The sequence below is a fragment of the Mesorhizobium sp. B2-8-3 genome (assembly GCF_006440815.1).
In the GTDB taxonomy this organism is placed as follows: domain Bacteria; phylum Pseudomonadota; class Alphaproteobacteria; order Rhizobiales; family Rhizobiaceae; genus Mesorhizobium.
This window is the reverse complement of record NZ_VFTW01000030.1, coordinates 33,034-59,195: the sequence shown is the minus strand read 5'-3', so window position 1 is coordinate 59,195 and position 26,162 is coordinate 33,034. Positions and strand designations below refer to the sequence as shown.

24 protein-coding genes and 2 pseudogenes are annotated in these 26,162 nt (G+C 64.8%); 11 read left to right on the top strand and 15 right to left on the bottom strand.

All coding sequences use genetic code 11. The features are described from left to right. Window positions 1-73: 73 nt before the first annotated feature. Window positions 74-1,198, bottom strand: coding sequence for a KamA family radical SAM protein (locus tag FJ418_RS28425; RefSeq protein WP_140871373.1), 1,125 nt, complete (start codon window positions 1,196-1,198; stop codon window positions 74-76). A gap of 146 nt (window positions 1,199-1,344) precedes the next feature. On the opposite strand from FJ418_RS28425, the gene FJ418_RS28420 reads away from it, so the two are divergent. Next, on the top strand, window positions 1,345-2,280 hold the full coding sequence (locus tag FJ418_RS28420) for a hypothetical protein (RefSeq protein ID WP_140871369.1): 936 nt from the start codon (window positions 1,345-1,347) through the stop codon (window positions 2,278-2,280). A gap of 14 nt (window positions 2,281-2,294) precedes the next feature. Here the strand turns inward: FJ418_RS28420 and FJ418_RS28415 are convergent, their stop codons facing one another. Beyond that, window positions 2,295-3,851, bottom strand: coding sequence for a serine hydrolase (locus FJ418_RS28415; RefSeq protein WP_140871366.1), 1,557 nt, complete (start codon window positions 3,849-3,851; stop codon window positions 2,295-2,297). 151 nt (window positions 3,852-4,002) lie between these two features. Then, window positions 4,003-4,407: a VOC family protein gene (locus FJ418_RS28410; RefSeq protein WP_140871363.1), complete on the bottom strand. Its 405-nt coding sequence runs from the start codon at window positions 4,405-4,407 to the stop codon at window positions 4,003-4,005. Between the two features lie 122 nt (window positions 4,408-4,529). Between FJ418_RS28410 and FJ418_RS28405 the strand changes: the two genes are divergently transcribed. Continuing rightward, window positions 4,530-5,234, top strand: a complete 705-nt coding sequence (locus FJ418_RS28405; RefSeq protein ID WP_140871360.1) for a YafY family protein — start codon at window positions 4,530-4,532, stop codon at window positions 5,232-5,234. On the opposite strand, the gene FJ418_RS28400 is transcribed toward FJ418_RS28405, so the two are convergent. Further along, on the bottom strand, window positions 5,231-5,620 hold the full coding sequence (locus tag FJ418_RS28400) for a VOC family protein (RefSeq protein ID WP_140871358.1): 390 nt from the start codon (window positions 5,618-5,620) through the stop codon (window positions 5,231-5,233). The two genes, FJ418_RS28405 and FJ418_RS28400, sit on opposite strands and share 4 nt — an antisense overlap. Window positions 5,621-5,755: 135 nt before the next feature. On the opposite strand from FJ418_RS28400, the gene FJ418_RS28395 reads away from it, so the two are divergent. The 3 genes and pseudogenes from FJ418_RS28395 to FJ418_RS28385 all read left to right on the top strand — a co-directional run bounded on the left by FJ418_RS28395 (window position 5,756) and on the right by FJ418_RS28385 (window position 9,457). Then, a complete protein-coding gene (locus FJ418_RS28395; RefSeq protein WP_140871355.1) occupies window positions 5,756-6,562 on the top strand; it encodes a helix-turn-helix transcriptional regulator in 807 nt (268 codons plus the stop codon). Between the two features lie 250 nt (window positions 6,563-6,812). Beyond that, window positions 6,813-8,470, top strand: a pseudogene (locus tag FJ418_RS28390) (acyl-CoA synthetase). 93 nt (window positions 8,471-8,563) lie between these two features. Then, complete coding sequence (locus FJ418_RS28385) at window positions 8,564-9,457, top strand: hypothetical protein (protein ID WP_140871353.1); 894 nt, start codon at window positions 8,564-8,566, stop codon at window positions 9,455-9,457. A gap of 36 nt (window positions 9,458-9,493) precedes the next feature. On the opposite strand, the gene FJ418_RS28380 is transcribed toward FJ418_RS28385, so the two are convergent. Further along, window positions 9,494-10,918, bottom strand: coding sequence for a hypothetical protein (locus FJ418_RS28380; RefSeq protein WP_181167123.1), 1,425 nt, complete (start codon window positions 10,916-10,918; stop codon window positions 9,494-9,496). Between the two features lie 523 nt (window positions 10,919-11,441). Between FJ418_RS28380 and htpG the strand changes: the two genes are divergently transcribed. From htpG to FJ418_RS28365, 3 genes are all read left to right on the top strand, one after another. Further along, a complete protein-coding gene (gene htpG, locus FJ418_RS28375) occupies window positions 11,442-13,328 on the top strand; it encodes a molecular chaperone HtpG (RefSeq protein WP_140871347.1) in 1,887 nt (628 codons plus the stop codon). A 117-nt stretch (window positions 13,329-13,445) separates the two neighbouring features. Further along, on the top strand, window positions 13,446-14,126 hold the full coding sequence (locus FJ418_RS28370) for a glutamine amidotransferase (RefSeq protein ID WP_140871344.1): 681 nt from the start codon (window positions 13,446-13,448) through the stop codon (window positions 14,124-14,126). 24 nt (window positions 14,127-14,150) lie between these two features. Continuing rightward, window positions 14,151-15,278: a serine hydrolase domain-containing protein gene (locus tag FJ418_RS28365; RefSeq protein ID WP_140871341.1), complete on the top strand. Its 1,128-nt coding sequence runs from the start codon at window positions 14,151-14,153 to the stop codon at window positions 15,276-15,278. A gap of 38 nt (window positions 15,279-15,316) precedes the next feature. Here the strand turns inward: FJ418_RS28365 and FJ418_RS28360 are convergent, their stop codons facing one another. The 5 genes and pseudogenes from FJ418_RS28360 to FJ418_RS28340 form a co-directional block, all read right to left on the bottom strand. Next, a complete protein-coding gene (locus tag FJ418_RS28360) occupies window positions 15,317-16,939 on the bottom strand; it encodes an ABC-F family ATP-binding cassette domain-containing protein (protein WP_140871338.1) in 1,623 nt (540 codons plus the stop codon). Window positions 16,940-17,140: 201 nt separating this feature from the next. Further along, window positions 17,141-17,884 (bottom strand): 2OG-Fe(II) oxygenase, encoded by a 744-nt coding sequence (locus tag FJ418_RS28355; protein ID WP_140871335.1) that lies wholly within the window; start codon window positions 17,882-17,884, stop codon window positions 17,141-17,143. Window positions 17,885-18,010: 126 nt separating this feature from the next. Further along, window positions 18,011-18,537: pseudogene (locus FJ418_RS28350) on the bottom strand (hypothetical protein). A gap of 5 nt (window positions 18,538-18,542) precedes the next feature. Next, window positions 18,543-18,965: an OsmC family protein gene (locus FJ418_RS28345; RefSeq protein WP_140871333.1), complete on the bottom strand. Its 423-nt coding sequence runs from the start codon at window positions 18,963-18,965 to the stop codon at window positions 18,543-18,545. A gap of 198 nt (window positions 18,966-19,163) precedes the next feature. Then, window positions 19,164-20,714, bottom strand: coding sequence for an acid phosphatase (locus FJ418_RS28340; protein WP_140871330.1), 1,551 nt, complete (start codon window positions 20,712-20,714; stop codon window positions 19,164-19,166). Between the two features lie 205 nt (window positions 20,715-20,919). Here FJ418_RS28340 and FJ418_RS28335 point away from each other — a divergent pair, with 205 nt between their 5' ends. Then, on the top strand, window positions 20,920-22,185 hold the full coding sequence (locus tag FJ418_RS28335; protein WP_140871327.1) for a cytochrome c peroxidase: 1,266 nt from the start codon (window positions 20,920-20,922) through the stop codon (window positions 22,183-22,185). A 152-nt stretch (window positions 22,186-22,337) separates the two neighbouring features. Then, window positions 22,338-22,589, top strand: a complete 252-nt coding sequence (locus FJ418_RS28330; RefSeq protein ID WP_140644984.1) for a hypothetical protein — start codon at window positions 22,338-22,340, stop codon at window positions 22,587-22,589. A 51-nt stretch (window positions 22,590-22,640) separates the two neighbouring features. Here FJ418_RS28330 and FJ418_RS28325 read toward each other — a convergent pair whose 3' ends face one another. Both FJ418_RS28325 and FJ418_RS28320 read right to left on the bottom strand, forming a co-directional pair. Further along, window positions 22,641-23,228 (bottom strand): dihydrofolate reductase family protein, encoded by a 588-nt coding sequence (locus FJ418_RS28325; protein WP_140703368.1) that lies wholly within the window; start codon window positions 23,226-23,228, stop codon window positions 22,641-22,643. 46 nt (window positions 23,229-23,274) lie between these two features. Next, entirely contained in the window at window positions 23,275-24,129 is an 855-nt protein-coding gene (locus FJ418_RS28320) for an NmrA family NAD(P)-binding protein (RefSeq protein WP_140871325.1), read from the bottom strand. 98 nt (window positions 24,130-24,227) lie between these two features. Between FJ418_RS28320 and FJ418_RS28315 the strand changes: the two genes are divergently transcribed. Then, on the top strand, window positions 24,228-24,644 hold the full coding sequence (locus FJ418_RS28315; RefSeq protein ID WP_140644987.1) for a helix-turn-helix domain-containing protein: 417 nt from the start codon (window positions 24,228-24,230) through the stop codon (window positions 24,642-24,644). A gap of 116 nt (window positions 24,645-24,760) precedes the next feature. Here the strand turns inward: FJ418_RS28315 and FJ418_RS28310 are convergent, their stop codons facing one another. The 3 genes from FJ418_RS28310 to FJ418_RS28305 form a co-directional block, all read right to left on the bottom strand. Further along, the gene (locus tag FJ418_RS28310) at window positions 24,761-24,976 is read right to left on the bottom strand and encodes a hypothetical protein (protein ID WP_140703363.1); all 216 of its coding nucleotides are present in this window, start codon (window positions 24,974-24,976) and stop codon (window positions 24,761-24,763) included. 524 nt (window positions 24,977-25,500) lie between these two features. Continuing rightward, complete coding sequence (locus FJ418_RS32105; RefSeq protein WP_181167122.1) at window positions 25,501-25,647, bottom strand: hypothetical protein; 147 nt, start codon at window positions 25,645-25,647, stop codon at window positions 25,501-25,503. 100 nt (window positions 25,648-25,747) lie between these two features. Continuing rightward, complete coding sequence (locus FJ418_RS28305) at window positions 25,748-25,981, bottom strand: hypothetical protein (RefSeq protein ID WP_095767121.1); 234 nt, start codon at window positions 25,979-25,981, stop codon at window positions 25,748-25,750. Between the last annotated feature and the right edge of the window lie 181 nt (window positions 25,982-26,162).

Below are 26,162 nucleotides of genomic sequence, written 5' to 3'. Positions count from 1 at the left end.
ACCGACCAGAGTTTCAGTGCCATCATCCATCTCGCTGCCGCCGTCATAAACTCACGATGAATCTCAACAAGCCCTAGACAATCACTTCCTTATACTCCCGCACCTTGCCGTCCTGGCCGCTGATCCGCCAGGTATCGCCTTCGCGGCCCTCGATATGGCTCGCGGCCAGTGCCACCTTGCCGCCGCCGTCCGGCAGGTCGATGACATAAGTCGGGTTGCAGATGCCGGAGAGGCGCCGGCGCAGTTCGGCGACCAGCGCCTGGCCTTGGGCAATCGTGGTGCGGCGGTGCGCCATGCCGCGCGCGAGGTCGCCGTGGTGCAGATAATAGGGTTTTACGCCCAGCCGGTACATCAGCTCGCGGCAGAGCTCCTCCAGCACCTCGACCTTGTCGTTGACCCCTTTCAGCAGGACGCTCTGGTTGAGCAGCACGAAGCCCGCCTGCCGCATCGTGTGGCAGGCCGCCTCGGCTTCGGCGGTGAGCTCGCGCGGATGGTTGAAGTGGGTCACAACAGTCACCATCAGCCGGCCATGCAGCGCCTCGACCAGGCCGAGTGTAATGCGCGACGGCAGCGCCACCGGCACGCGGGTGTGGATGCGCAGAAGCCTGAGATGCGGGATCGCCTCCAGGCGGGCGCGGATTTCGGCTAGCGCCTTGTCGGGCAGCGACAGCGGATCGCCGCCGGTCAGGATCACCTCGCGGATCTCGGGGTGTCCGGCGATATAGGCCAGCGCCGGCTCCAGCGCCTCGCGCGTATAGCCGCGGCCGATCGAGGTCAGCGACTCTTTCCTGAAGCAGAAGCGGCAATAGACCGCGCATTGATAGGTGGGGAACAGAAGCACGCGGTCGGCATGTCGGTGCGTCAGCCTGGACACCGGGCTGAAGGCATGGTCGCCGATCGGATCGTCGAGCTCGCCTTCGGCGGCGACCAGTTCGTCGGGCGACGGGATCACCTGGGCGCGAATCGGGTCGTCAGGGTCGTTCCAGTCGATCAGATCGAGATAGGGTTTGGGCACGCGCACCTTGTGCGCGGTCGCGGCTTCCTGCGCGGCGGCGCGCTCGGCTGGCGAGAGCGGCAGGGACGCGAGGTCGCGGACATGGCGCACACCGGCGCGGACGTCGTCTTGCCAGGCGACGCCATTTTTTCGGGCGGAATCAGGATCGCCCGCGGCGGCCGGTTCTCTGAGGTCTGAGGTCATCGGGATCTCGGGTGGCAATTCGCGCGGGATATCGGCCCGATCGACGGCGGGGTCAATGGCGAGCGACGTCGCGGCTCCAGCAGCACCATAGGTATTTGAGCGAAATAGCTTTAGTCTGCGCTCTCAGGGGCTTCGGGACGACACAGATGAATTTCAGCGCAGGTCATGGCTACCTCCTCATCGGCGGTCTCATCCTGGTCGGCGCGGGATTGCTGATCCTCTCGCTGATCGTCAATCTGCGCGTAGCCCTCAGCGTGCGCGACGACGTGCGCCACCGCGAAAAACTGCTGGAATACTACCGCAACGTCTTCTCGCAGCTGGGGGTGATCCTGATCGGCATCGGCGTCTCGCTGTTCATCTTCTTCTTCCAGCAGAACTACCAGGACCAGCGCAAACGCGAGACCGAGCTGCAGCAGGTGCTCGCCAAGCTCGCCGCGCGCATCGCCCGCGGCGCGCCGGTCATGCAGTCGCTCGATGAGTTCGACGAGTTGCTGGATGAGGGCGGCCCGTATCTCAGCCCCGATCTCGGCGGCAAGAACACCGCCGTCAGCCTACAGGGGACAGAGCTCGGCAAACAGGCGGCCAAGATCCTCCTGGTCGAGCGCGACGTCGATCTTGGCGACTTCGAAATACTGAACCTGTCGCGCGATTTCGAATCCTCCTTCGTCGTCAATGAGCTTGATCCCAGGCTGTGGTTCGACATCGTGCGCGACGAGAGCGAGATCAAATACGCCACCACACAGCTTGCGCTCGACTACAAGGACCTGCAGCAGACGATCGGCGGCGAGCCGGCGCAGACAGGGGTCGCCGATCCCGAAAAGGGACGCAGGATCAAACAGGAGGTGCTCGACATCTTCTACGATGCCGACTTGCTGCGCCAGCGCGCCAGAAGGCATCTGGCCCGGGCCTGCTGGCTTTTCAGCCAGGGGCGCGGCTTCGTCAAAGCTGTCCCGGTCGATGAGATCGAGGCCGATGCCAAATCGCACCAGCAATGGCTCGACCGGTCGAAGCCGGTGCTGACGCAGTCGAAATCAGGCAGCGGCGACTGTTTCGCGCTGCTCCAGTACGGGCGGGCGTCCTGACCGCCCGACCGCTTTCAATCGGGGATACGCCGCAGCGTGCCCATGTGATTGTCGTCGAGGAAATCGATGGTCATCGCCGACGCTTTGCCGTCGGGGCCGACGGCAAAGCTGACGCCGGCGGGCCTGTCGGGTGTCTCCGCGTCAGGGAAGGTCATGAAGCGGTCGCCGTCGAAATGCGCCAGCGAATAGGATCGCGCCCCTGACGGTCCGAGCTTGAGCACAAGGCCCTCGCCGGCGCCCGACACCACGGCATCGCCGATGAAGTCGTTGGCATAGCGGCCGGCATAGGCGCCGGCGCGCCGGGACGGGGTCGGCCTGGGCGGCGGGCTAGCATAGGCGGCCTTGGCCGCCTCGATCATCGGGCCGAACAGCCCGACATAGATGCCGTTCCACGCCGCGATCCAATCTTTCTCGACTTTACCGTCGAAGACGAGATCGGCGAAGCTGTCGGACAGCCCCTCCGGCACTCCTGTCGGAAAGGCGTTGGCGAGGATGACGATACCGAGCTTCTCCTTTGGAAAGATCGTCACCAGAGTGCGGGCGCCGACGCTGAAGGCGCCGGCATGGCTCCAGCTCAGGCCGTGCCGGCCGAATTCGATGTTCCAGCCAAGGCCGTAGAAGGATTCGCCGCCGGAGACCGGGTTCTTGCCGCGCGTCATCAAGGGCACGTGGGTCTGGTCCAGCGCATCGGCGGCAATCAGGGTCTTGCCGGCATAGGAGCCGTCGCCGAGCAGGAGGCGTACCCATTGCGCGAGATCGCGCGCGGTTGAGCTGACGCCGCCGGCAGGCGCTTGGGCGTCCGGATCGCGCCTGATCTTGGCAGCCCAGGCGCCGTCGACCCTGACGTGGAGCGCGGCGCGATCGGCGCGCCTCATGAAGTCGGCGTGACGGGAGCTGGTCGAGGCCATGCCGAGCGGACGGTAGAGTTTCTCCTCGGCGATTTCTTCCCAGGGCTTGCCTGTCGGTTTGGCGGCCGCGACGGCGCCTTCGGTCAGTCCGAAATTGGAGTAGGAGTAGCCGGCGCGAAAGCTCGACGATGGCGGCACGAAGCGCAGGCGGTGGAGGATCGTGGCGCGATCATAGCCTATGTCCTCGAGATCGTCTCCAGCGGTGCCTGGAAGCCCGCTGCGATGCGAAAACAGGTCGCGGATGGTGAGCTCACTGGTTGGATAGGGATCGGCAAGCCGGAAGGCCGGATCTAGGTCGACGACCTTGGAATCCCAAGATACTGCTCCGTCGCTGACCAGCGCGGCTACGACCGTGGCCGAGACCGGCTTGGAGAGCGAAGCGATCTGGAATACCGTGTCGGCATCGACGGCCTCCGGCTTTCCGGCTTCGCGATGACCGAACCCCTTGAGAAAGACCACCTCGTCGTCGTGCACGACGGCGATGGCGAGGCCGGGAACATCACCATTGGCGACGGCGCCTTGCGCCAGCACTTCGAGCCTGGATAGCGCGGCAGTGATCCGCTCGGGCGTGATGGGGTCAGCCGCCGTCGCATGGGGCCAAAGTGCGAGCCCCGCGACGACGGCCCAAATCCTGAAACGACAGAGATTCCGATCAAGCCGCATGCGCGCCCTCCCCTCCCTGCATTCACCAGGCCATAGTACAGGGTGGTGCGCACGCGGCCAATCCTTGCACAACTATCCTTCGCAGCAGCTTCGGAGGATGGGCAGGGAGGGGAAACACTGGCGAAATGCGCCCCGCCCCTGTCGATCTGCCTCACCGCTCGAACTTGCTGATCGCCTCAGCCGTCACCGGGGTGAAGAAATTCACCAGATTGCCGTCGGGATCGCGAAACAGAAGCGAGCGGTTGCTCCATGGCATGGTGGTGGGTGCCTGCACCAGCGCGCCATCGATGAAACCGCCCAGCCGACGGTACGCGTCATCGACATCGGCGACGCGGAACTCGACGATGGCGCTGCGGTTCTCGGCGGGGCTAGCGACATGGTCACCGCCGAAGAGTCGAAGCGTGCGCGTGCTGCCGATCGCCAGCGTGCCGGCCGCGGTGACGAGCTCGGCGAAATCCTCGGTGTAGAGTGTGAGCTTGATGCCCGTGACCGTCTCGTAGAAGGCCACGAGCCGCTTGACGTCGGTCGTGATGATGCGGGTCGAAACGAAATTCATTTGGTCTTCTCCGTGGACTGGCCGACGAAGAAATCCTCGCGGCTGGACGCGCCCGTTCAGGCACCCTGCCCCGACTTGTGGACCAGGCCTGCTGCCACCATAGTGGCAACAGGAGACATGCCTTGCGCCGCGCCGACAGACTGTTTCAGATCATCCAGATCCTGCGGCGCTCGAGCCGGCCGATCACCGCCGGCCAGATCTCCGAAGAGCTCGAAATCTCGCGCCGCTCGGTCTATCGCGACATCGCCGACCTCATCGGACAGCGCGTGCCGATCCAGGGCGAGGCCGGCCTCGGTTATGTGCTCGACCGCGACTACGACATGCCGCCGCTGATGCTGACGCCGGATGAGCTGGAGGCGGCGGTGCTCGGCGCGCAATGGGTGGCCGACAAGGGCGATGCGGTGCTGGCGGGCGCAGCGCGCGACCTGATCGCCAAGATCACCACCGTCGTACCCGAGCGGCTGCGCCCCTTCGTCAGCCAGCCCAGCGTCGGCGCGCCGCTCAGCCGCGCGAGCCTGCCCGACGGGCTGGATATCGCGCGGGCGCGGGCCTCGATCCGCAACGGCCACAAGATCCGGATCCGCTACCGCAACGAACAGGGCGACGAGAGCGAGCGCGTCATCTGGCCGACCATGATCGGCTATGCCGAGACGGTGCGGCTCATCGCCGCCTGGTGCGAGATGCGCCAGGATTTCCGCCATTTCCGCACCGATCGGATATCCTGCGCGACCTTTCTCGACGAGCGCATTGGCTGCAGGCCCGGCGAACTGCGCAACCGCTGGAAGCGGCACATGGAGGCGCAAGGCATTCAACTGCCGCAAGGCTAAATATCGGCGTAGATCTCCAGCACGTTGCCGTCGGGATCGCGAAAGAACAGCGTGCGGTGGCCCCAGGGCCGGTCGGTCGGCCCGCTTTCGATCGCCACGCCCTTCTCACGCAACGTCTCGGCACATTGGTCAACCTGGCCCGGCGTCACACGGAAGGCGAGCTGTACGGAGAGCGCGCCCGCAGGCGTTGGCGCGTCATGGAACATCACGCCACGCTCGGTGAGCGCCAGGAGGCACGAGCCGACCTGGTAGGCGATCCAGCTCTCGCCCAGGCTAGAATGGACGCGAAAGCCCATCACGTCCTCATAGAAACGGCGCATCTCCTTCATGTCGCGGGCGAAGAGAACGGTGTAGTCGATATTCCTGATGTTTTTCATCGCATTCATTTGCGGAATCCTTTGTCCAGCGCCGCGTTCCGGTGCGGCGTGATTGTGCGATGCGCTGCCTCATTATACTGGTAGCAAGGTGGTACAAGATGAGTGGCGCTGCTGGTAGTGCCGCTACCCCTTCGAGGCACAACGATGCTGGAACGGACCGCCGAGATCGACAGGCGTAAGGAACTTGGCCGCTTCCTGCGCGCCATGCGCGAACGGGTCGAGCCGTCACGGCATGGCATCCGCACCGGCACGCGACGTCGCGCGAATGGGCTGTTGCGCGAGGAAGTCGCGTTGCTCGCAGGGATCAGCGCCACCTGGTATACGTGGCTGGAGCAGGGCCGCGAGGCCAATCCGTCCGCGCAGGTGCTCAATGCGCTCGCCGACGTGCTGGGCCTCGTGCCCGTGGAACGCCAGCACCTGTTCAAGCTCGCAAAGCCGGAATGGCGGCCTGAGGCGACGCCGCTCGACGGCCCCTCGCCCGAGCCGCACATTGTCGGATTGCTCGCCGCGCTCTCGCCCAACCCGGCCTATGCGCTCAACCGCGCCTGGGACTTCATTGCCTGGAACGACGAGGCGGGGGATTTGTTCGGCGGCTTCGATCAGGGGGATCCCGCAAGGCGCAACCTGCTGGCGCGGCTCTTCCTCGATCCCGCCTGGCGCGGGCTGTTCGCCGACTGGGAAGTGGTAGCTCGCTCGGCGATCGCGCAATTCCGCGCCGCGACCGTCGAATACGCGTCTGCTGCCGACATCCGCGCCGTGCTCGATCCACTCAAGGCGCTGAGCCCCGACTTCGCGCGCCAATGGGCCGAGATGCGGGTCGAGGAAGCGCCGATCTGGTCGAAGCGGATGGTCGGTCCGGGCGGCGAAATCGTGATCTATGATTATTTCATGCTGACGCCCGTGGGCGTGGGCAAGGAGATAACGCTGAGCCTTTATCGGAAGCGTGGATAAGGAGCGACTCTCTCCCCGACACTATACGGGGAGAGGATGCCGGCAGGTGAGGGGCAGCGCCGACGCTTGGAAAAACGAGTTCGCCGCCAACAACCACTGATGGCGCTGCCCCTCATTGCCCTGCCGGGCATTTCTCCCCGTACGCAAACGGGGAGAAAGACGCTGCCGCAATCGACCAGCGCCCTCTTTTCATGCAATCTCCTCCGGCGGCGATCATGGGGAGATGATCCGCCGCCGAGGGAGGATTGCCATGACCAAGACGCAGGCGCTGCCGCGCTATGAGGATGCCGTTGCGCAATTCCGCATCGAGGACGAGATCGCGCGTCTCCCGGCGATCCGGCGACCGGCATCAACGCCTATGTCGAATGCTGCGGCCGCTATACCGGCGAAAACCGGCTGGCGCTGCGCGCGATCTCGGCTGCTGGTGAATTGCGCGAATACTCCTTCGACGATCTGGCCGACATGGCGGGCTGCGTTGGCACCCTGCTCAAAAGTCTCGGCGTGCGCCCTGGCGACGTCGTCGCCGGCATGCTGCCGCGCATCCCTGAATTGGTGGCGTTGATCCTCGGCACATGGCGCGTCGGCGCGGTCTACCAGCCTCTGTTCACGGCTTTCGGGCCAAAGGCCGTCGAGCATCGCCTTAGCTACAGCAAGGCAAAGCTGGTAGTGACCAACCCCGCCAACCGCGGCAAGCTCGACGAAGTGGACAATCATCCGCGCATCGCCACAATTCTTGGCCCCGGCGATGCCCTTGCAGCAGGCGACATCGATTTCCGCGCGGCGCTCGCGACCGCCTCCCCCGACTGCGAGCCCGTGATGCGCAAGGGCCCGGACCTGTTCATGATGATGTCGACCTCCGGCACCACCGGGCACCCGAAGGGCGTGCCGGTGCCGCTCAACGCGCTGCTCGCCTTCGGCGCCTATATGCGCGACGCGATCGGACTACGGCCCGACGACATCTTCTGGAACATCGCCGATCCCGGGTGGGCCTATGGGCTCTACTACGCCATCACGGGGCCGTTGCAGCTCGGCATCGCCACCACCTTCTACGAAGGCGCCTTCAACGCCAAATCGACCTACGACATTATCGAGCGCCTGGGCGTCACCAGCCTCGCCGGCTCGCCGACGGCCTATCGCCTGCTGATGGCGGAAGGGCCCGAGGCCGCGGCGCGCGTCAAAGGCAGGCTGCGCGTGGTGAGCAGCGCCGGCGAACCGCTCAACCCGGAAGTGATCCGCTGGTTCGACGCCAACCTCGCCGCGCCGATCCACGACCATTACGGCCAGACCGAGAACGGCATGATGGTCAACAACCATCATGGGCTGGCGCATATCGTGCGCACAGGCTCGGCCGGCTTCGCCATGCCGGGATACCGCATGGTGGTGCTGGATGACGAAGGCAACGAGCTCGGCCCCAACCAGCCGGGCGTGCTCGCGGTCGATATCGCCAGATCGCCGCTGCGCTGGTTCGGCGGCTACCACGAGGCCGAGACGCCGGCGATCGTGGGCGGCTATTACCGCACCGGCGACACGGTGGAATATGAGCCGGACGGCTCGGTCTCCTTCATCGGCCGGGCCGATGACGTCATCACCTCGTCCGGCTACCGCATCGGGCCGTTCGATGTCGAAAGCGCTCTGATCGAGCATCCGGCGGTGAACGAGGCGGCGGTGGTCGGCGTGCCCGATCCGCAGCGCACCGAGATCGTCAAGGCCTTTGTGGTGCTGGCGCCCGCCTTCAAGGGCAGCGAGGCGCTGGCCGAGGAACTCGCCCAGCATGTGAAGAAGCGCCTGTCGGCGCATTCCTATCCGCGCGAGGTCGAGTTCGTCAGCGAACTGCCGAAGACGCCAAGCGGCAAGATCCAGCGGTTCCTGCTGCGGAAGGCCGAGTTGGAGAAGCGCAAAGCGGAATAAAGATTTGCCGCTGCCTTGATTTCCGCCACGCAAAAGCCGCCAAGTCGGGCGATGGCTCGCAAGGGTTCTTGATCGCTTACCTTGGGGTGCAGCATGCGGTTGGTTTTAACGCTTCTCTTTGCACTGGCGGGCAGCACGGCGCTCGCCGCCTCGCCGGGAGACGATTACGTCGCGGCGCGCGACAAGGCGATTGCCGACATCACCGCTCAGGAAAGCGCGAACACCGCAATCGAAACCATCGATGCCCAGAACGAGAAGGCGCTGGCCGACCTGCAGCAGCGTCTCGCCGCCATTCTCGGCCCGCTTGCGGTCAAGGGCTTTCCAACGACGGGCACTATGAACATCGAAAGCCTCAACGCTTCCGACATCGGCTATGGCATGCTGGACGGGCTGCGATACGCCCAGAGCGACGACGGTCCGAGCATCGTCGTCTCGACGCGCGGGCTGACCGAGCGCTGGCTCAAATCCAAATCGGCCGAAACGGAAGCGGATTTCAAGCTGCCCGCCGATATCGGCGCGGCGCTGAAGCTCGACAATTTCTACACCCAGGCCATCGGCAGCGACGCGGCATTCTCCGGCACGCTCGATTTTTCGCTGAAGAAACCCGACGGCGCCGATGCGGTGGTCGCCCGGCTCGGTGGCTGGACCCAGGATGTCGGACCGATCTACGACCAGCACGTCGTCGTGGCGGTCGTGAAGGGCGATCGCGTGCTGATTGCCGAAGCGCCCGCCTCGCCCGCCGTGCCGAAGATCGCGGCGTGCGGTTCGCTGTGGGCAGCCGCCGACGCCGCCGCGCAGAAAACCCAGCAGAGCGATGATGGCGCGGACCAGGACGACTCGACCGCCACCGATGCCGCCAACGCCGCCTGGGAAAAGGGCGACGCCGACTACCGCGCCTGCATGGCCCAGCGCCTGCCTGGTGATCCGTCCTTCCCGGCGCTGCTCAAGCAGGCGCAGGATCTTGCCGACGGCATGGCGGGGCAATAGCCGGCAGAGCGATCTCCGGAATTACGCAGCGATTTCTCAGCTTCCGTTCGCCCGCATGTTGCGCCGAGCAACACGCCGGGCGGTGGCGCGCCCCGCTTCCGCGATGATCCCATTGGCCTGAGGCGGGGCATCCTTGCGCGACCTTGCGTCGGTCACCCGATGCAGCCGCTCGTAAGGCAGCAATTCCCGGATGCGGGCATTGAGCGCTTCGACCTCGGCGTGCAGATCCTCGCATTCCTGCTTCTGGATATCGAGCTGGATCTGCTCGGACGCCTGCTGCAGCGAAAGCTGTGAGAGATTGGTGCTGACCGCGGACAGGTTCTTCTTGTCGGTTTCGCTCTCGTCCTTGAGAACGGCGAGCCTTTCCTCCGCAATCTGGCGTTCGGTGACGGCATCGTTCAACTGCGCCCTGAGCCTGGCGATCTCGGCCGTGGCTTCGTCGTTGTCGGCGGAGACGTGATCCAGGCGCGATTGCAGTTCCTGGATCTCAGCACGCAAACCGCGCATTTCCGCCTGACCGCGCGCCAGTTCGGCGGCACTGTCGCTTTCAGCGATCCGCGCCATCTCGGCGGTTTCGGCAAGCTTGGCTTGCGTTGCCTCCAGCGTTTTCTGCAGTCGGGTTTCCTCTTTTTCGTGGTTGCCGAGTTGGGCCATCAGCTCGGCGATGTGGGCGGTTTCGCCGGCGTGGGTTGCCGCGAATTCGTCGAACCTGTGCCGGGCCTCCGCCTCGCGCTTTTGCGCCTGCTCCAGATCGACCGAGAGGCCGACCTGCTTCTCGCGCAGCAGCTTGTTCTCGGCGCCGCGTCGGTCGAGCTCCACTGTTTTGGCCGCCAGAGCCTTGGCGATCTCGCCGAACTCCGTCTCGCGCCTGGTGCTCTCGTTGCCCATCTCCACCAGCTCCAGGCGCACGGCCGCAAGCGCTGAGCGCAGTTGCTCCCGGTCCTGAACGAGACTCGCCTCGCGCTGCTGCCACGCCTCGGCCGCGCCGTCGCGTTCGCGCTGCCTGCGGGCGGCGTCAAGCAGTTGTTCTGAAAGCGTTTTGTGTTCCGTGGTGAGGGCTAGGTTTGCCAGTTCCAGCTCGTTGGAGCGCAACACGTCGCGATGGAACACGTTGAGGACTTCGCGCGTCATATGGTGCGCGGTGGCAATCTCCGCCAGCTTCGCCTCGATCTCCTGCAGATGCCCCTGCCCGTCCCGGAAAAGCCCGGCGACGGCCTCCAGCGCGGCCAGCCGCGTCTGGGTATGCGGTGTCAGCCGCGATGTCGCTGTGCCGGACGGCTCTTCGGCAGGCGGATTCTCGTCGCTTGCCACCAGTTCCTGGCCGGCAACGGCATCGTCCTCCGAGGGCTGCTGTTCATCATCTTTAAGAACGTCCTCGAATGCTTCCGCCAGATCCGATTGGAGTTCCTGAAATTCCTTATCGACGTCCTCGGCCCGCTTGATCAGAGACTTGAAATTCATCACGGCACATTCCTTACGATCGACGACACACCTTTTACGCTCGCCCCAAGCGTACTTAACGAATTGCTAATCTATCCCTTTACCTTCGGTTCGGGAAGCCTGGGCAAAGGAAACCAGAATTAAGGTTATCGCCGGTCCCAACCTTATGCGGTTCCGCCCTAGGTGATCCCTTCTCCGCTCTTAACATATGTTAGTTTTCTCTCAGGGCAGGTGCTGAAAGCATGCTCAGCAAAAGGGAAAGACAGCGAGCTGCTTGTCATCATTCACATGAGCGATGCGAAGACTTTCAAAGCCACAAACGAGCACTAAAAACAGAGTCCCCCTGCCGACCCGATCGCAGAGCGTTCGATGGAGTCGGCTTTCCACATACCTCTCGCCGCCTCTTGTTGCCTTCCCCTCGCATCCCGATATTGTCCTGCCGAAGCCGGTCCCGCCCGGGCCGCGGCACAATTGAACAATCGTGGGATGAATCCCTGAAACGCTTCTGGCGCGTCAGGCAGAGTGGAGATTTGGGAAAGGCGAGATGACGGATCAGAATACGGAAACCAGGACATTCGAGGCGGACGTCTCGCGGCTGCTGCACATGATGGTGCATTCGGTCTATTCGGACCGCGATGTGTTCCTGCGCGAGCTGATCTCCAACGCGGCCGATGCCTGCGAGAAGCTGCGCTTCGAGGCGGTAAGCCGGCCCGAGCTGCTGGGTGACGATGCCAAGCCGCGCATCACGATCGCTGCCGATCCGGACAACAGAGAGCTTGTCGTCGAGGACAATGGCATCGGCATGAGCCGCGACGAGATGGCCGAGGCGCTGGGCACCATCGCGCGCTCCGGCACGCGCGCCTTCCTGGAGCGCGTAGAGGCCGGCAAGGCGGCGGAAGACACGCAGCTCATCGGCCAGTTCGGCGTCGGCTTCTATTCCGCCTTCATGGTCGCCGACCGGGTCGACGTCATCAGCCGCCAGGCCGGCAGCGAGGAGGCCTTCCGCTGGTCGTCCGACGGCAAGGGCACCTACGAGATAGCGCCGGCGCCGCTCGAGGCAGCACCCAAGCGCGGCACGCGCGTGGTGCTGCATCTGATGGAGGACGCCTCCTCCTACACCACGCCCTACCGGCTCGAGGGCCTGGCGAAGTCGCAGTCGGGCCATGTGCCCGTGCCGATCACGCTTGTCGAGAAACCCGGCGCCGAGCCGCGCGACATCGCCGACGGCACGGCGCTTTGGGTGCGCACGAAGAGCGAGATCAAGCCGGAGGAATACACCGATTTCTACCGCAGCATCGCCGGCCAGTACGACGAACCGGCCTCGACCATCCATTTCCGCGCCGAGGGCCGGCAGGAATACAGCGTTCTCGCCTTCGTGCCGGGATCGCGGCCGTTCGACCTGTTCGACCAGGACCGCAAGGGCCGCATGAAGCTTTATGTGCGGCGCGTCTTCATCACCGACGACGCCGACGTGCTGCCGCGCTACCTGCGCTTCGTGCGCGGCCTGGTCGATTCCGCCGACCTGCCGCTCAACGTGTCGCGCGAGATGATCCAGGAAAGCCCCCTGCTCGCCGCGATCCGCAAGGGCGTGACCAACCGCGTTCTCGGCGATCTCCTAAAGCTCGCCGACAACGATGCCGAAGCCTACGCCAAAATCTGGGAAAATTTCGGCGTCGTGCTGAAGGAAGGGCTTTACGAGGACTACGAGCGGCGCGAGCAGCTGCTGAAGCTTGCCCGCTTCCGTTCGACGACTTCAGGCGAAGGCTGGCGCAGCCTTGCCGACTATGTTGGAGCGATGAAGGAAGGCCAGAAGGCGATCTTCTTCATGGCCGGCGACGACCGCGCCCGGCTGGAGGCCTCGCCGCAGTTGGAAGGCTTTCGCGCACGCGGTATCGAGGTGCTGTTGCTCACCGACCCGGTCGACAGTTTCTGGGTAACGATGGCGCCGGAGTTCGACGGCAAGCCGTTCAAGTCGGTGACGCAGGGCGCGGCCGAGCTTGCCGATGTTGCGCTGCCCGAGGATGCAGCAAAGCCGGACACCGAGACGCCATCCGACATCGCGACGTTCCTTGCCTTCGTGAAGACCACGCTCGGCGACGAGGTCTCGGACGTGAAGGCCTCCGACCGGCTGACCGAAAGCGCCGTCTGCCTGGTCGCGCCGGAGCATGGCCCGGACCGCCAGTTCGAACGTCTGCTCAACGCCGCCGGCCGGCTCGACAAGGCCGCCAAGCCGATCCTCGAGATCAACCCGCGCCATGAGCGCGTGGCGGCGCTGGCAAAGCTCGGCGACGAAGAAAAAGCGTTCAAGGAAGACGCAGCGCACCTGCTCTACGACGAGGCGCGCGTGCTCGACGGCGACAAGCCGGCCGACGCCAAGGCCTTCTCGGCGCGCCTGGCGCGGCTGATCGATCGCGGGTTGGCGAGAGGGTGAGCCCCGGCGCCGCGCTTGCGCGGCCTGCCGGCGTCCAGTCGGAACTGGGCGCTGGCACATTTTCGGCAGCCCGCTTAGCTTTATCGTATTTCTACGGCATGAGCGGCAGGTGTTCCTATGAAGCGCATTGTTCTGGTCAGGCATTCGGAAGAGCCGGGCGACGATCATGTCCAGACGACGCTTGAGGCGAACGGCCATGCGATCACGACCGCGATGCCGTTCAAAGGCGATCCGATCGACCTCGGGTCCGTCGATGGAGCGGTGATCTATGGCGGTCCGTTCAATGTCTTCGACACCGACATACATCCGTTCCTAAACGACGAAGCCGCGCTGATCGAGCATTGCCTGGACAACGACCTGCCGCTGCTCGGCATCTGCCAGGGCGCGCAGCAGATCGCCTGGCATCTCGGCGCCGATGTCGGGCCGGTGGAAAGCGGCATCCGGGAGTTCGGCTATTTCGAGATCACGCCGACGGCCGAAGCCGGCGATTTCCTCGACCGGCCGCTCTTCCTGCCGCAGAACCATTTTCATACTTTCGCCGTGCCGTCCGGCGCCGTGCATCTCGCCTCGAGCGACACGTTCCCCAACCAGGCGTTCCGGATCGGCGACAAGACCTATGCGCTGCAATTCCATGCCGAGCAGGGTCCGGCCGGCTTTCAGCGCTGGCAGGAACGGCAAGGCGCGCCCTACGGAACGCTCGGCGCGCAGAACCGGGACGAACAGGACAGGTTGATGGCGGCCCACCACACAGCGCAGCTTGCCTGGTTCAGCGGCTTTGTGACCAAGCTGTTCGGTTGAGGCGCTTTTGGTGGGAATCCACGCATGGCCATAGACGGCGTCTGCGATCCGCGTTTTGCCGGAGTGCGCGATGCGTTCGCCTGGGGTTTCGCTCAAGGCCTCGAGCATGGCGGCGGCGTCTCGGTCGTGGTCCACGGCAGGACTGTCGTCGATCTCTGGGGCGGTCATGCGGATGCCGCGCGCACCCGCTCGTGGCGGCGTGACACTCTGGTCAACGTCTGGTCCTCGACCAAGGGCGTCGTGGCGCTGGCGATCGCGATGCTGGTGGAGCGCGGCAAGCTGGATTATGCCGCACCGGTGGCGCGCTATTGGCCGGAATTCGCGGCGGGCGGCAAGGAGTACATCACGCTCGACCAGGTGATGTCGCACCAGTCCGGGCTGAACGGTCTCGCCGTGCCGATGGATGAGGCTGGCCTGCTCGCCTGGGCGCCCTATGCCGACGCGCTTGCCGCCATGTCGCCGCTATGGGAGCCCGGCAGCCGCTGTGCCTACCATGCCCTGACCTACGGCCATCTTGCCGGCGAGGTGCTGCGGCGCGTCGACAGGCGCAGCATCGGCCGCTTCATCGCGGAAGAGATCGCAGTCCCGCTTGGGGCCGATTTCCATGTCGGCCTGCCGCAAGCCCAGGATTCCCGTGCCGCCGAGATGATCGAGGGCCCGAAGACGTCCGATTGGGTCGACTTCGTGCGCGCCTCTCCCTTTCCCCACGCATGCGACAACCCAACGCCCCGCGCATTGGCGCCCAACGACCGCGCCTGGCGCGCCGCCGAGGTGCCGGGCGGCAACGGCCAGTCAACGGCTCATGCGCTGGCGCGTATCTACGGCATGATGGCGGCGGGCGGGAGCTTCGAGGGCAAGCCCCTGATCGGCCGAGCGGCGATCGAAGAAGCCGCACGGCCGCGCTTTCGCGGCATGGACGACAGCTTCGCGCTGCCGGCTGCCTTCGCCGCCGGCTATCAGATTGAGGATCCAGTCTATGCCCGCCGCGCATCGCCGCAGACATTCGGCCATACCGGCTGGGGCGGTGCCATCGGCTTTGCCGACCCCGGCGCCGGCGTTGGGTTCGGCTATGTCACCAACCGCATGGTGGGTTTCGACGATGTGGACCCGCGCCGCAAGGCCCTGATCGACGCCGTCTACGACGCGCTCTGACGCCAGATGAAGCGCTGTCGGCCGAGGGCCGGCCCTGCCTACCCTCTCAGCCCCGGTGCTTCCTGGCCGGTGCGCGCGACATATTCGGTATAGCCGCCGCCATAGGTGTGGATGCCGTCTGGCGTCAGTTCCAGCACACGGTTGGAGAGTGCCGCCAGGAAATGGCGGTCGTGCGAGACGAAGAGCATGGTGCCTTCATATTGCGACAGCGCCTCGATCAGCATCTGCTTGGTGGTGATGTCGAGATGGTTGGTCGGCTCGTCGAGCACCAGCAGGTTGGGCGGGTCGAACAGCATCAGCGCCATCACCAGCCGCGCCTTCTCGCCGCCCGACAGCACCCGGCACTTCTTCTCGATCTCGTCGCCCGAGAAGCCGAAGCAGCCGGCAAGCGCGCGCAGCGGCGCCTGACCGGCCTGCGGAAACGAGTCCTCCAGCGTCTGGAAGACGGTGCGCTCGCCATCGAGCAGTTCCATGGCATGCTGGGCGAAATAGCCCATCTTGACGCTCGGGCCGCGCGCGACGGAGCCCTCGTCCGGCTCGGAGGCGCCGGCGACCAGCTTCAGAAGCGTCGACTTGCCGGCGCCGTTGACGCCCATCACGCACCAGCGCTCGCGGCGGCGGATCTGGAAGTCGAGGCCCGAATAGATATTGCGGCTGCCATAGGCCTTGTGGATGCCCTTCAGCGTCGCCACGTCCTCGCCGCAGCGCGGCGCCGGCTGGAACTCGAAGGCCACCGTCTGGCGCCGCTTCGGCGGTTCGACGCGGTCGATCTTGTCGAGCTTCTTCACCCGGCTCTGCACCTGGGCGGCATGGGAAGCGCGCGCCTTGAAACGCTCGATGAAGGCGATTTCCTTGGCCAGCATCGCCTGCTGGCGCTCGAACTGCGCTTGCAACTGCTTGTCGGCCAGCGCGCGCTGCTCCTGATAGAATTCGTAATTGCCTGAATAGGAGGTCAGCGCGCCGGCGTCGATCTCGATGATCTTGTTGACGATGCGGTTCATGAACTCGCGGTCGTGCGAGGTCATCAGCAGCGCGCCGTCGTAATCCTTCAGGAATTTCTCCAGCCAGATCAGGCTTTCGAGGTCGAGATGGTTCGACGGCTCGTCGAGCAGCATCACGTCGGGTCGCATCAACAGGATGCGAGCCAGCGCGACGCGCATCTTCCAGCCGCCGGAGAGTTTCGAAACGTCGCCGTCCATCATCTCCTGGCTGAAGCCGAGGCCGTCGAGCACCTCGCGGGCGCGGCCGTCCAGCGCATAGCCGTCGAGTTCCTCGAAGCGGTGCTGCAGTTCGCCGTAGCGCTCGATGATCTCATCCATCTCGTCGGCGCGGTCGGGATCGCCCATGGCATGCTCGAGCTCGCGCATCTCGGCGGCCACCGCGCTGACCGGCCCTGCGCCCTCCATGACCTCTGCCACGGCGCTCAAACCGCCCATGTCGCCGACATCCTGGCTGAAATAACCGATGGTGACGCCGCGATCGACCGAGACCTGGCCCTCGTCCGGCTGCTCCTGGCCGATGATCATGCGGAACAAAGTCGTCTTGCCAGCGCCATTCGGGCCGACCAGTCCGACCTTCTCGCCCTTCTGCAAGGCGGCCGAGGCTTCGATGAAGACGATCTGTCGGCCGTTCTGCTTGCCGATATTTTCAAGACGGATCATGGGCTCGTAGGGAGTAGGGAGTAGGGAGTAGGGAGTAGGGAGTAGGGAGTAGGGAGTAGGGAGTAGGGAGTAGGGCCAATAGTCGAATGCGCGGGATAAAGGAACCCCTCATCGCTTCTCGGCCTCGACGTAATCTATTGCCTACTGCCTACTGCCTACTGCCTACTGCCTACTGCCTACTGCCTACTGCCTACTGCCTACTCACCTCGCGTCGTGGAAGATGATCCCGACCGTATGCCGCCGCCCTGACCGCAAGCGGCTCACGCCATGGCGCAGGTTGACGCGATAGTACCCCTTCGTGCCTTGCACCGGCCGGTTGTGAACCGCAAAGATCACCGCATCGCCGCGCTTCAGCGGCACCACCTCGGCGCGGCTTTGCGTGCGCGGGCGCTGCTCGATGAGCACGAATTCGCCGCCGGTGAAATCCTCACCCGGCTCGGACAACAGGACCGCCACCTGCAGCGGAAAGGCGAGCGCGCCGTAGAGGTCCTGATGCAGGCAGTTGAAGTCGCCGGGGCCGTATTGCAGCAGAAGCGGCGTCGGCCTCACCTGGCCTTCGTCGTGGCAGCGCTTCAGGAAGGCAGCGTGTTCGGCCGGATAACGCAGCGCCAGGCCCATCTTCTCGTTCCAGTCATTGGCGACCGTGGCAAGTCGCGGATAAAGGGCCGAGCGCAGTCCCTCGATCAGGTCAGGCAGCGGATAGCGGAAATAGCGATATTCGCCCTTGCCGAAGCCGTGGCGGGCCATCACCACATGGCTGCGGAAATGCTCCTCATGCGGATAGAGCGCAGCGATATCGGCGCATTCCTCGGGCGAGAGCAGGTCCGGCATGACGGCGCAGCCATTGACGTTGAGCTCGGTGACCAGGACGCGCCAATCCTGCGCGGCGACGCGGGCTTCGGTTGAGCGGCCGGCGCGTTTGGTGTTCAGGGAATGGATGGTCATGGGTTGGCTCCATCGCTTGCTTGCCCGAAGATGGGGCGAGCGACGGGGCCAAACCACCCGATTCATGGCAAAGTGGCGAGGCGATCGAGCTGCCAATCTCCGTCCTTGCGGGGGAGATCAGCAGCTTCACTGCTGGCGATACGTCTCCAGCTCCGGATCGAGATCCACCTTGACCGCATTGGTGAACACGCAGGTCGCCACCGTGATGCCGGCGAAGGCGGTGAGGTTGATGAGCAGCGTCTCGTCGTAGCGCGCCTTGAGCGCGGCGCCCAGGTCTCGTCCGGGACGGCATTGGCGTCGGCGGCAACCGCCTTGCCGAAACCGATCAGCAGCGCCTCGTCGGCGGTTGCCTCAATCGCCTCGGGATCGAGGCCGTTCTCGATCAGCGCGCGGCGGAAGAAGGTCACCGGGATCTCGGCGCGCATCGTTTCGGCGATCGCCTTCGAAAACAGCCAGATGGCGCGGTCGTCGAGCGTGGGGCGCAGAAGATCGCGCAGCGTGAACCATTCGGCGTAGATGCGATGCGCGGCCGGCGAATGAAGCAGGATGCGCTTCATGTTTGTCATGCGGCCGCGCAGCGCGAGCTCGCGGTCGTGCTCGGCGCGGATCTCGGCGGAAGCGGTGGCGTAGTCGATCGGCGAAAGATGCGCCATCGGCCTCACCCGAGCTTCGCGTGAAGTGCCGGCGCGCCGCGCAGCGTGTTTGAGACGGTGCAGATATCCTCGGCATCCGCCAGGATCCGTTCTTTCGTCGCGGCGTCGAGGTCGCCGGCGATCGTCAGGCGAATATTGAAGGTTTCCAGCCGCGACGGCTCGTCCTTCGCCTTGTCGCCGGTCACATCCGCCCTCACCTCGCCCAGCCGGTCGGCGACCCCTAGGCGGGTGGCGGCGATGCGGGCGCTGAGCACCATGCAGGCGGCTAAAGAGGCATAGAGCAGATCGAGCGGGCTGAAGCCCTGGGCGCTCACCTGCGTGACCACATCGACGGTGCCGCCGGTCGGTGTCGTGACCAGCGGCAGGCCGACCGGTGGCAGGACGGCGAGCGCGCCGGCGTTTCGGGTTCTGACTTTCAGGTCTGCCATCGCGTGGTCTCCAATTCGGAGACATTGATAGCGGACGGGAATTCACTGAGGCAATCGCCGAGGCAGGCCGTGGGCGATTGGCGTTTCCTCGCCCTCATGAAATGGGGGAGAGGTGGCTCGGCGAAGCCGAGACGGAAAGGGGGAGCGCCCTACGAAGGCTCCCTCTCCGTCCGCTTCGCGGACACCAGTTCTGAAACGCTACTTCGTCAGGTCGAGCGCCGCCGTCAGATCCCCCATCGGCGGCTGGTCGTTGTTGCGCAGCGCCTTGTCGCGGGCGACGAGGCCCGGCAGCACCGGCAGGTCGTAGCGGGCGGTGATGAAACGCAGGATCGAGGTGGTGTCGTATTGGGTGTGGTCGACCGTGCCCATCTTCGCATAGGGCGAGATGATGAAGGCCGGGATGCGGTTGCCCGGGCCCCAGCGGTCGGCCTTGGGCGGCGCGACGTGATCCCAGAAGCCGCCATTCTCGTCATAGGTGATGACGACCAGCATATGGGCCCATTGCGGGCTCTTCTCCAGATGCGAAACGAGGTCGGCCAAGTGCTGGTCGCCCGAGGTCACATCGGCATAGCCGGCATGTTCGTTGAGGTTGCCCTGCGGCTTGTAGAAGGTGACGGACGGCAGCTTGCCGTCGTCGATCGCCTTGATGAACTCCACGCCGTCAAGGCCGCCATCCTTGATGTGCTCGGCCCGCGCGGCCGTGCCCGGGGCATAGGCCGCGAAATAGTTGAAGGGCTGGTGGTGGAACTGGAAGTTCGGCACGGGCGTGGCGTTCTTGCCGTCGAGCGCCGCCTGCCAGGCGCCCGCATACCAGGCCCAGGAAATGCCCTTGAGCGAGAGCAGATCGCCGATGGTGATCTCGTGCTGCGGCGGCAGCGTGGTGGGCGCAGCCGGATCGGCAAGTGCTGCGTCGCCGCCCTCGGCCGGCTTGTTGGCGCTCGGCTGGTAAGGCGGCTGCATGGTGTTGACGGCGTAGAAGTCGGGCGTGATGGCGCCGTCATTGGCGAATTTCGGCACGCCGCCCAGCGCCGAGGCGGGCGAGTTGTCGGCCGGCTTCAGCGTCACGCCATCCGGCTCGACAACGGCGATCTGGCCCTTCACCGGGCTGGTGTCGGCATTGGGATAGTGGGGCGCGCAGGCGCAGGCGAGCATGAAGTGGTTGAGGAAGGAGCCGCCGAAGGCGCCCTGGAAGAAATTGTCCGCCAGCACGTATTTTTTGGCGATCGCCCACATTGGCAGGTTGGAGCCGTCATAGTGGCCCATGACCAGCGAGCCGGAATCGGCCCAGGCGACGAACTTGTCGTTCCGACCGCCGTCGATCTGCATCTGCTCCTGGTAGAAGCGGTGCCAGAGGTCGTGCGTGACGACGTTGGTGCCCTCGTTGAAGCCCTTGGGATCGTCGATGGCGAAGGTGGCGTTGGCCAGATGCGCGCTCTGCGCCTCCGTCACCGCCGGCGTGACGCCCTTGCCGGTCAAGCCGCCCCAGGCCGGCGGCAGTTCGGAAAGCGGCTTGCCGTCGCGGTCGAGCTGACGCGCCTGGTCGGGCGAAACGTTGGCCAGGCCGTTGGCGCCGGGGAAGCCGCCGTAGAGGTTATCGAAGCTGCGGTTCTCGGCGTAGATGACGACGACGGTGTCGATCTTGTCGTAGCCGGGAGGAGCCGCGTGGGCAGCAGCGGAGAACGATGCCAGCGCCGTGGAGGCAAGGCAAAGCGAGAGGAAGGACCGGGGGGAGAGAAAGAATCGGGTCATCGGGAAATGCCTCGTGGCTTGGGAATGGCTGGAGGACGGCAATGCAGGAACGCAACTGCATCAATGCCGAGCTACTTCGGAGCCTTGTCACCCATGTGACATTTCCGCAGTGTCCGAACACGGTTTCGTGAGCGAGAAAGCCAGTCATCAATCCGTTGCACTCGATCCTTACGTCGCGAACGAAATCGGGCGAAGGAAATCAGGGATGTCGCCACAGACGATGGGACGGAAAAATCACGCGATCACCCTTCTGGCGGCCTCGATCGTCGGCTTGACCGCGCCTGCGAGCACCGCGGAGCGGTCCGGTGTCCACCCCGGCCCGATGTCGCGCCAGGAAGCCTTCGCCCGCGCCGACGCGCTGACGGCGCTTGGGCGGCAGATGTTCCTTGACCCTTCGCTCTCCGCCTCGGGCAAGCAGGCCTGCTCGTCCTGCCACGATCCCAACCACGCCTTCGGGCCTGCCTCGGCGGCACCCATCGAGATGGGCGGAGCCAAGCTCGACCAGCCCGGCGTTCGCGCCGTGCCGTCGCTGCGCTACCTGCAGGCGGCGCCTGCCTTCACCGAGCATTTCTACGACTCCGAGGACGAAGGCGACGAGAGCGTCGACAATGGCCCGACCGGCGGCCTGACCTGGGACGGCCGCGCCGACCACGGCAAGGACCAGGCGAGGATCCCGCTGCTGTCGCCCTTCGAGATGGGCAACAAGGACGAGGCCGAGGTGGTCGCGGCGCTGCGCAAGGCGCCCTATGCCGGCGCCTTCGAGGCGGCGTTCGGCGCCGATGTGTTCGAGCACCCGCAGGATGCCTTCGACGCCGCGGTCGAAGCGCTCGGCACATTCGAGCAGAGCAGCGCCGATTTCTATCCCTATTCCAGCCGCTACGATGCTTTCCTCGCCGGCAAGGCGCAGCTCTCGGCGCAGGAATTGCGCGGCCGCATGCTGTTCGAGGACGAAGCGAAGGGCAATTGCGCGAGCTGCCACCTCAGCGAGCCCGCCAATGACGGCGAGCCGCCGCAGTTCACCGACTACGGCCTGATCGCGATCGCCGTGCCGCGCAATCCGGCGATCCCCGCCAACGCCGATTCCAATTATGTCGACCTCGGCCTGTGCGGACCGCTGCGCACCGATTTCAAAGGCCGCGCCGAATATTGCGGCCTGTTCAAGACGCCGACCCTGCGCAACGTGGCCTTGCGAAAGAGCTTCTTCCACAACGGCTATTTCCACTCGCTGCGCGAGGCGGTCGCCTTCTACGCCAGCCGCGATACGGATCCCGGGCGCTGGTATCCGAAGAGGGCGGACGGCACGGTCGACAAATTCGACGACCTGCCAAAGGCTTACTGGCCGAACCTCAACACCGACCCACCCTTCAATGGCAAAAAGCCGGGCGACAAGCCGGCGCTGAGCGACGCCGAGATCGACGACATCGTCGCCTTCCTCGGCACGCTGACCGACGCCGACCAGGCTGGGCAATAGGGCGACCGGCAGCCAAGGAGACTGGTGGATCACGGCGTGCTTGCAGCCGGAGCCGTGCTATCCACCGCAAAAGTGTGCCAATGTGAGCCACGTCATAGGAACGCCAAGTCGCGCCTGCTATATTGCCTACCTCTTCACAGATGGAGTCTGCGATGAGGTTCGTCGCGGTGCAGGAGCCGCCCGGCGGCAGTTGGGCAGTGTTCGATGCGGGCAATGGCGCGCCGGCCGAATATGCCGGCCGCGTGCTTATCGGCCTGACATCGCGCGAGGCCCGCTGGTTCGTCGCCGCGGGCAACGACCAGGCGGCTTGGCCACGACCCGGCCGGCCAGGCGCGCACCTGCGGTTGGTCAGCGGAGGCGGCTCGCCGCCGATGCGCGAAAGGCACGGCCAAACAGGCGGTTGAGAAGACGCACTGACGGATTGATTCAAGCCGGCGCGACCTCGGTGTCGCTCCTCATTGTGCCGGCGCGTAGCGGCTCACCACCATGCCGCTGGCATAGGGCTTCGAGCCGAGGAGCTTCAGCTTGGCAAAACCGCCCTTCTCGAAGATGCGGCGGCCGCTGCCCAGAACCGCCGGATTGATGAAGAGCTGGAACTCGTCGACCAAGCCGGCGGCGATCAGCGCGGCCGCAAAGCCCGCGCCGCCGAACACGGCGATGTTGCCGCCCGCGCCTTGCTTCAGCGCGTCGACCTCGCGCGGCAGGTCGCCACTGACGACGCGGGTGCGTTCCCAGCGCGAAGCCTCGAGCTTGTCGCTCGCCACAACCTTCTCAGCCTCGACGATGCATCGCGCGAAGGCATAGAAGCGATCCTTCGGGTATTTTCTCGCCGCGTTGCCCCAATGGGTCAGATACCCCTCCTCAGCCATCTTGCGGCTCAACAGGATGGTGTCGATTGTTTGGAAGACAGCGTTGAAATCCTGCTTGAGTTCTTCGTCCCAGGCATTGTCATCGCCCCATTCCCAGAGCTGCCAGCGACGATCCTCATCGGAGCCGACAAAGCCGTCGACCGACATCTGCATCTGAAGGATGAGCTTTTTCATTTTGGGTCTCCTCGCTAGGAATTTCTGCCGTGAAGGTTCAGGCGGCTCAGCGCGAACGGGCGAAAGCCTGCGCCCAGGCTTCGAAGCTGGTCGGCGTGGCGTTTTCGGCTGAGGGTGCCTCCAGCGCCCAGCGCTCGCCTCTGTTGAAGCTTGCCGCCGTTTCGCCCAGCGCATCGGCAAAACTCGCTGATATGCCGTTGGCGACCATGCCGGCCCGCGCTTCGGCGAACGGCGCTTCATGATAGGCGACATCCTTGCCGATCGCCCGGCCCAGGATCGTGGTGGCCTGTTCGAGCGTGTAGGAACCGCCGCCGTGCAATTCGACGACGCGCCGGGCCAGAAAATGTTCGGCGCTCAACAGGGCGGCGGCGCGCCCGCCAACGTCCTTGGCGGCAATCAACGGCATCGGCAGGTCGCCGCGGAAGGGCGAGGCGAAGACGCCGGACGCCGCCTGCTCGACGAAGCCCATGCCCTTGACGAAATTCTCCATGAAGAAGGAGGCGCGCAGATAGACGAGCTCCTCCAGGCCTAGTGCGGCAAGCCGCTCTTCCATCAGAGCGGCGCCAAGCGAGGTACCCATTCTGAGATGGGCATTGAGGCCGCTGAGCAGCACGACGCGGCGCAGGCCGGCCTTGGCGATGGATGATGCCAGCCGTGCACCGACTTGGTCCTCGAACCTGTGCAGATCGGGCGTGGTGACATCGAAGGGGATCATCACATAGGCTCCGTCGGCGCCCGAGAAGGCGGCGTCGAGCGCCGCCTGGTCATCAAGCGCAACGCCGAGGCTGCGGGCGACGCCGCGTACCGCATGCCCTGCCCTGGTCAGCTTTGCCGAGACCTCGGCGCCGACCTCGCTGGTTGCACCGACGACCACCACCGTGCGGTTCGCTTGCTGGTTCATGACGCTCCTCTGTGCTCAAATGATTTACTTTCGGAACCATTTGACGCAACGCGAGAACGATGTCAATAGTAAAGTGATTTAAAAATGGAACCATACCGATGTCGACCAAGGGAAGATCCGGCTGCCCGATCAACCTGTCGCTCGAACTGCTCGGCGACCGCTGGACGCTGCTCATCATCCGCGACCTGATCTTCGCCGGGAAGAAGCACTTTCGCGAATTCCTGCAGTCCGACGAAGGCATCTCGTCGCGCACGCTGGCCGAGCGGCTGCAGACGCTGCAGGACGAAGGCATCCTCACCCGCAGCGACGACCCGAGCCACGGCCTGAAGGCGATCTATCGGCTGACCGATGCCGGCATCGACCTTTTGCCGGTGCTCGCCACGCTCGGCGCATGGGGCGGCAAATATCGACAGGCAGACGACAAGCTCGCGCAGATAGCGGATGAGCTGGCGGCCGGCGGCCAGCCGGCGCTTGAGCGGATGAAGCAGAAGCTGAGAGCCGAGCATCTGGGGTAGGCGGCTCGACCTGCCTCTGCGCGCTGGCCTTCTCAATGCCGCAGCTGGGCCAACCGCCGGCGTCTGCTATCCGCGAGCCGTTCGATCCTCATTGGACAACAATCCCCCGCGGTCCGTCAGCGAGCCCGCCCACTTCCCAGCGGCCTGACCGGCTCCTCCGCCGGAGGCTCCCCGGGCAGCCCCAATCGCAGCCGCTCCTCCTCGGCGAAGACCTCGGCCTGCGCGTGGACATCGAACACTTGCTGCGTCAGCCTGCCGCCGTCGACGACGCGCACGATCCATTGGTTATTGACGGCTTTTACGCGGACACTGTCTGGCTCGCTTGTTACCATATACAGCTCCTGCTCTTCGCTCGAAGAATTGCCTGTCTCCGACCCAATACGATCTAGCGCGCCTGGAGTTGCCGAAAAGCATGGCTTATTGGTTTTTAATGCAAAGCGGCTCGCCGTTATTCGACCTGTTTGCGAAGCCTCACGAATGAAAACGAGTATGGCGCAGCAATTGCACGTCGCGCAGCGGAATTCGACTTCGCCATGGCGTTCGGTCGGCAGCGGATTTGGAAGGCGTCCGAATGGAACTGCGGATCGCGCAGCCCGTCACTTGGCCGTGCGAGAGTGCGGATCAACTCGCCGCGCGCCGGCGGCCCGGCAGCCTTGGGGGGTGATACTGGGTTCGGCGGCCGGGCCTGACCGGAGTTTGCGAGGCCGCCGGCTGTCGTGAGGATGCGCTTGGGGCCGGCCAAGGACAAGAACGACCTAGGCCCTAGGACCAAAGGGCATAGTCAAGACGGCCGAATTGTCATTGGCCAATTGCGATCGGATTGACCGGAAATAAGGCGCGTCGCAAGCCGGCCGCGTCAAAAGCCGAAGAAATGCCGGCCGACGAGATAGCCGAGGGCCGCGACGACCAGCGGAAACACCGCCGGCGCGGCCTTGCCGAACAGCGAGGTGTTTATCTCCTTGGCAGGAGCACTGGGTTTGGCATTGCCGAGGTTTTTGGTCATGGGATCTAATTACCGGTTGGGGCTAGCTGCCGGCCGAACCATTAAATTAGCAGTTGCTTATTAAGTTTCCGGCAAGCCCGACGCTACAATTCGCAGCAATTTATTCCGATTGCTGCGTACGCTCGGCAAGCGCGAAGGCCTGAAGGTTACGCGACTTGCCGGGGTCCTGGTCGGCGTTGGCGATAATGGCGTGGAAGGCCGCGCGGGCAATATCCCTCTTCTTGGCGTCCGGGTGCAGTTTTCGCACCGCCTTGAGCAGGTCTTTCGGTTTCATATCGGGGGTGACAACGCGCATCAGCGTATCGCCTATGGCCTGCAATTCGCTGGCATCCATAATGATGAACCCTGCTTTAGCGCATCCAGCTTGGCATATAGCGGTGAGAGCGCGTCATTTTTGTGATGCCCCTCGCGGACTCGGAGCCGCCTCTGCAAGAATTTCGTGGCGAAGCGTCAGCCTTGACGCCGGCGAAGGCGCGGGAACCCTGGCGTTGTCGCCGAGTTTAGATCCCGAGACG

Excerpts from the sequence above, each read along its gene's own strand:
- FJ418_RS28315 (WP_140644987.1), top strand. The coding sequence starts at position 24,228 with ATGTCGACCAAGGGAAGATCCGGCTGCCCGATCAACCTGTCGCTCGAA.
- FJ418_RS28420 (WP_140871369.1), top strand. The coding sequence starts at position 1,345 with ATGAATTTCAGCGCAGGTCATGGCTACCTCCTCATCGGCGGTCTCATC.
- FJ418_RS28360 (WP_140871338.1), bottom strand. The coding sequence starts at position 16,939 with ATGATCCGTCTTGAAAATATCGGCAAGCAGAACGGCCGACAGATCGTC.
- htpG (WP_140871347.1), top strand. The coding sequence starts at position 11,442 with ATGACGGATCAGAATACGGAAACCAGGACATTCGAGGCGGACGTCTCG.
- FJ418_RS28425 (WP_140871373.1), bottom strand. The coding sequence starts at position 1,198 with ATGACCTCAGACCTCAGAGAACCGGCCGCCGCGGGCGATCCTGATTCC.
- FJ418_RS28395 (WP_140871355.1), top strand. The coding sequence starts at position 5,756 with ATGCTGGAACGGACCGCCGAGATCGACAGGCGTAAGGAACTTGGCCGC.
- FJ418_RS28305 (WP_095767121.1), bottom strand. The coding sequence starts at position 25,981 with ATGGATGCCAGCGAATTGCAGGCCATAGGCGATACGCTGATGCGCGTT.
- FJ418_RS28355 (WP_140871335.1), bottom strand. The coding sequence starts at position 17,884 with ATGACCATCCATTCCCTGAACACCAAACGCGCCGGCCGCTCAACCGAA.
- FJ418_RS28335 (WP_140871327.1), top strand. The coding sequence starts at position 20,920 with ATGTCGCCACAGACGATGGGACGGAAAAATCACGCGATCACCCTTCTG.
- FJ418_RS28320 (WP_140871325.1), bottom strand. The coding sequence starts at position 24,129 with ATGAACCAGCAAGCGAACCGCACGGTGGTGGTCGTCGGTGCAACCAGC.
- FJ418_RS28415 (WP_140871366.1), bottom strand. The coding sequence starts at position 3,851 with ATGCGGCTTGATCGGAATCTCTGTCGTTTCAGGATTTGGGCCGTCGTC.
- FJ418_RS28325 (WP_140703368.1), bottom strand. The coding sequence starts at position 23,228 with ATGAAAAAGCTCATCCTTCAGATGCAGATGTCGGTCGACGGCTTTGTC.
- FJ418_RS32105 (WP_181167122.1), bottom strand. The coding sequence starts at position 25,647 with ATGACCAAAAACCTCGGCAATGCCAAACCCAGTGCTCCTGCCAAGGAG.
- FJ418_RS28345 (WP_140871333.1), bottom strand. The coding sequence starts at position 18,965 with ATGGCAGACCTGAAAGTCAGAACCCGAAACGCCGGCGCGCTCGCCGTC.
- FJ418_RS28380 (WP_181167123.1), bottom strand. The coding sequence starts at position 10,918 with ATGAATTTCAAGTCTCTGATCAAGCGGGCCGAGGACGTCGATAAGGAA.
- FJ418_RS28370 (WP_140871344.1), top strand. The coding sequence starts at position 13,446 with ATGAAGCGCATTGTTCTGGTCAGGCATTCGGAAGAGCCGGGCGACGAT.
- FJ418_RS28340 (WP_140871330.1), bottom strand. The coding sequence starts at position 20,714 with ATGACCCGATTCTTTCTCTCCCCCCGGTCCTTCCTCTCGCTTTGCCTT.
- FJ418_RS28365 (WP_140871341.1), top strand. The coding sequence starts at position 14,151 with ATGGCCATAGACGGCGTCTGCGATCCGCGTTTTGCCGGAGTGCGCGAT.
- FJ418_RS28410 (WP_140871363.1), bottom strand. The coding sequence starts at position 4,407 with ATGAATTTCGTTTCGACCCGCATCATCACGACCGACGTCAAGCGGCTC.
- FJ418_RS28310 (WP_140703363.1), bottom strand. The coding sequence starts at position 24,976 with ATGGTAACAAGCGAGCCAGACAGTGTCCGCGTAAAAGCCGTCAATAAC.
- FJ418_RS28385 (WP_140871353.1), top strand. The coding sequence starts at position 8,564 with ATGCGGTTGGTTTTAACGCTTCTCTTTGCACTGGCGGGCAGCACGGCG.
- FJ418_RS28400 (WP_140871358.1), bottom strand. The coding sequence starts at position 5,620 with ATGAATGCGATGAAAAACATCAGGAATATCGACTACACCGTTCTCTTC.
- FJ418_RS28330 (WP_140644984.1), top strand. The coding sequence starts at position 22,338 with ATGAGGTTCGTCGCGGTGCAGGAGCCGCCCGGCGGCAGTTGGGCAGTG.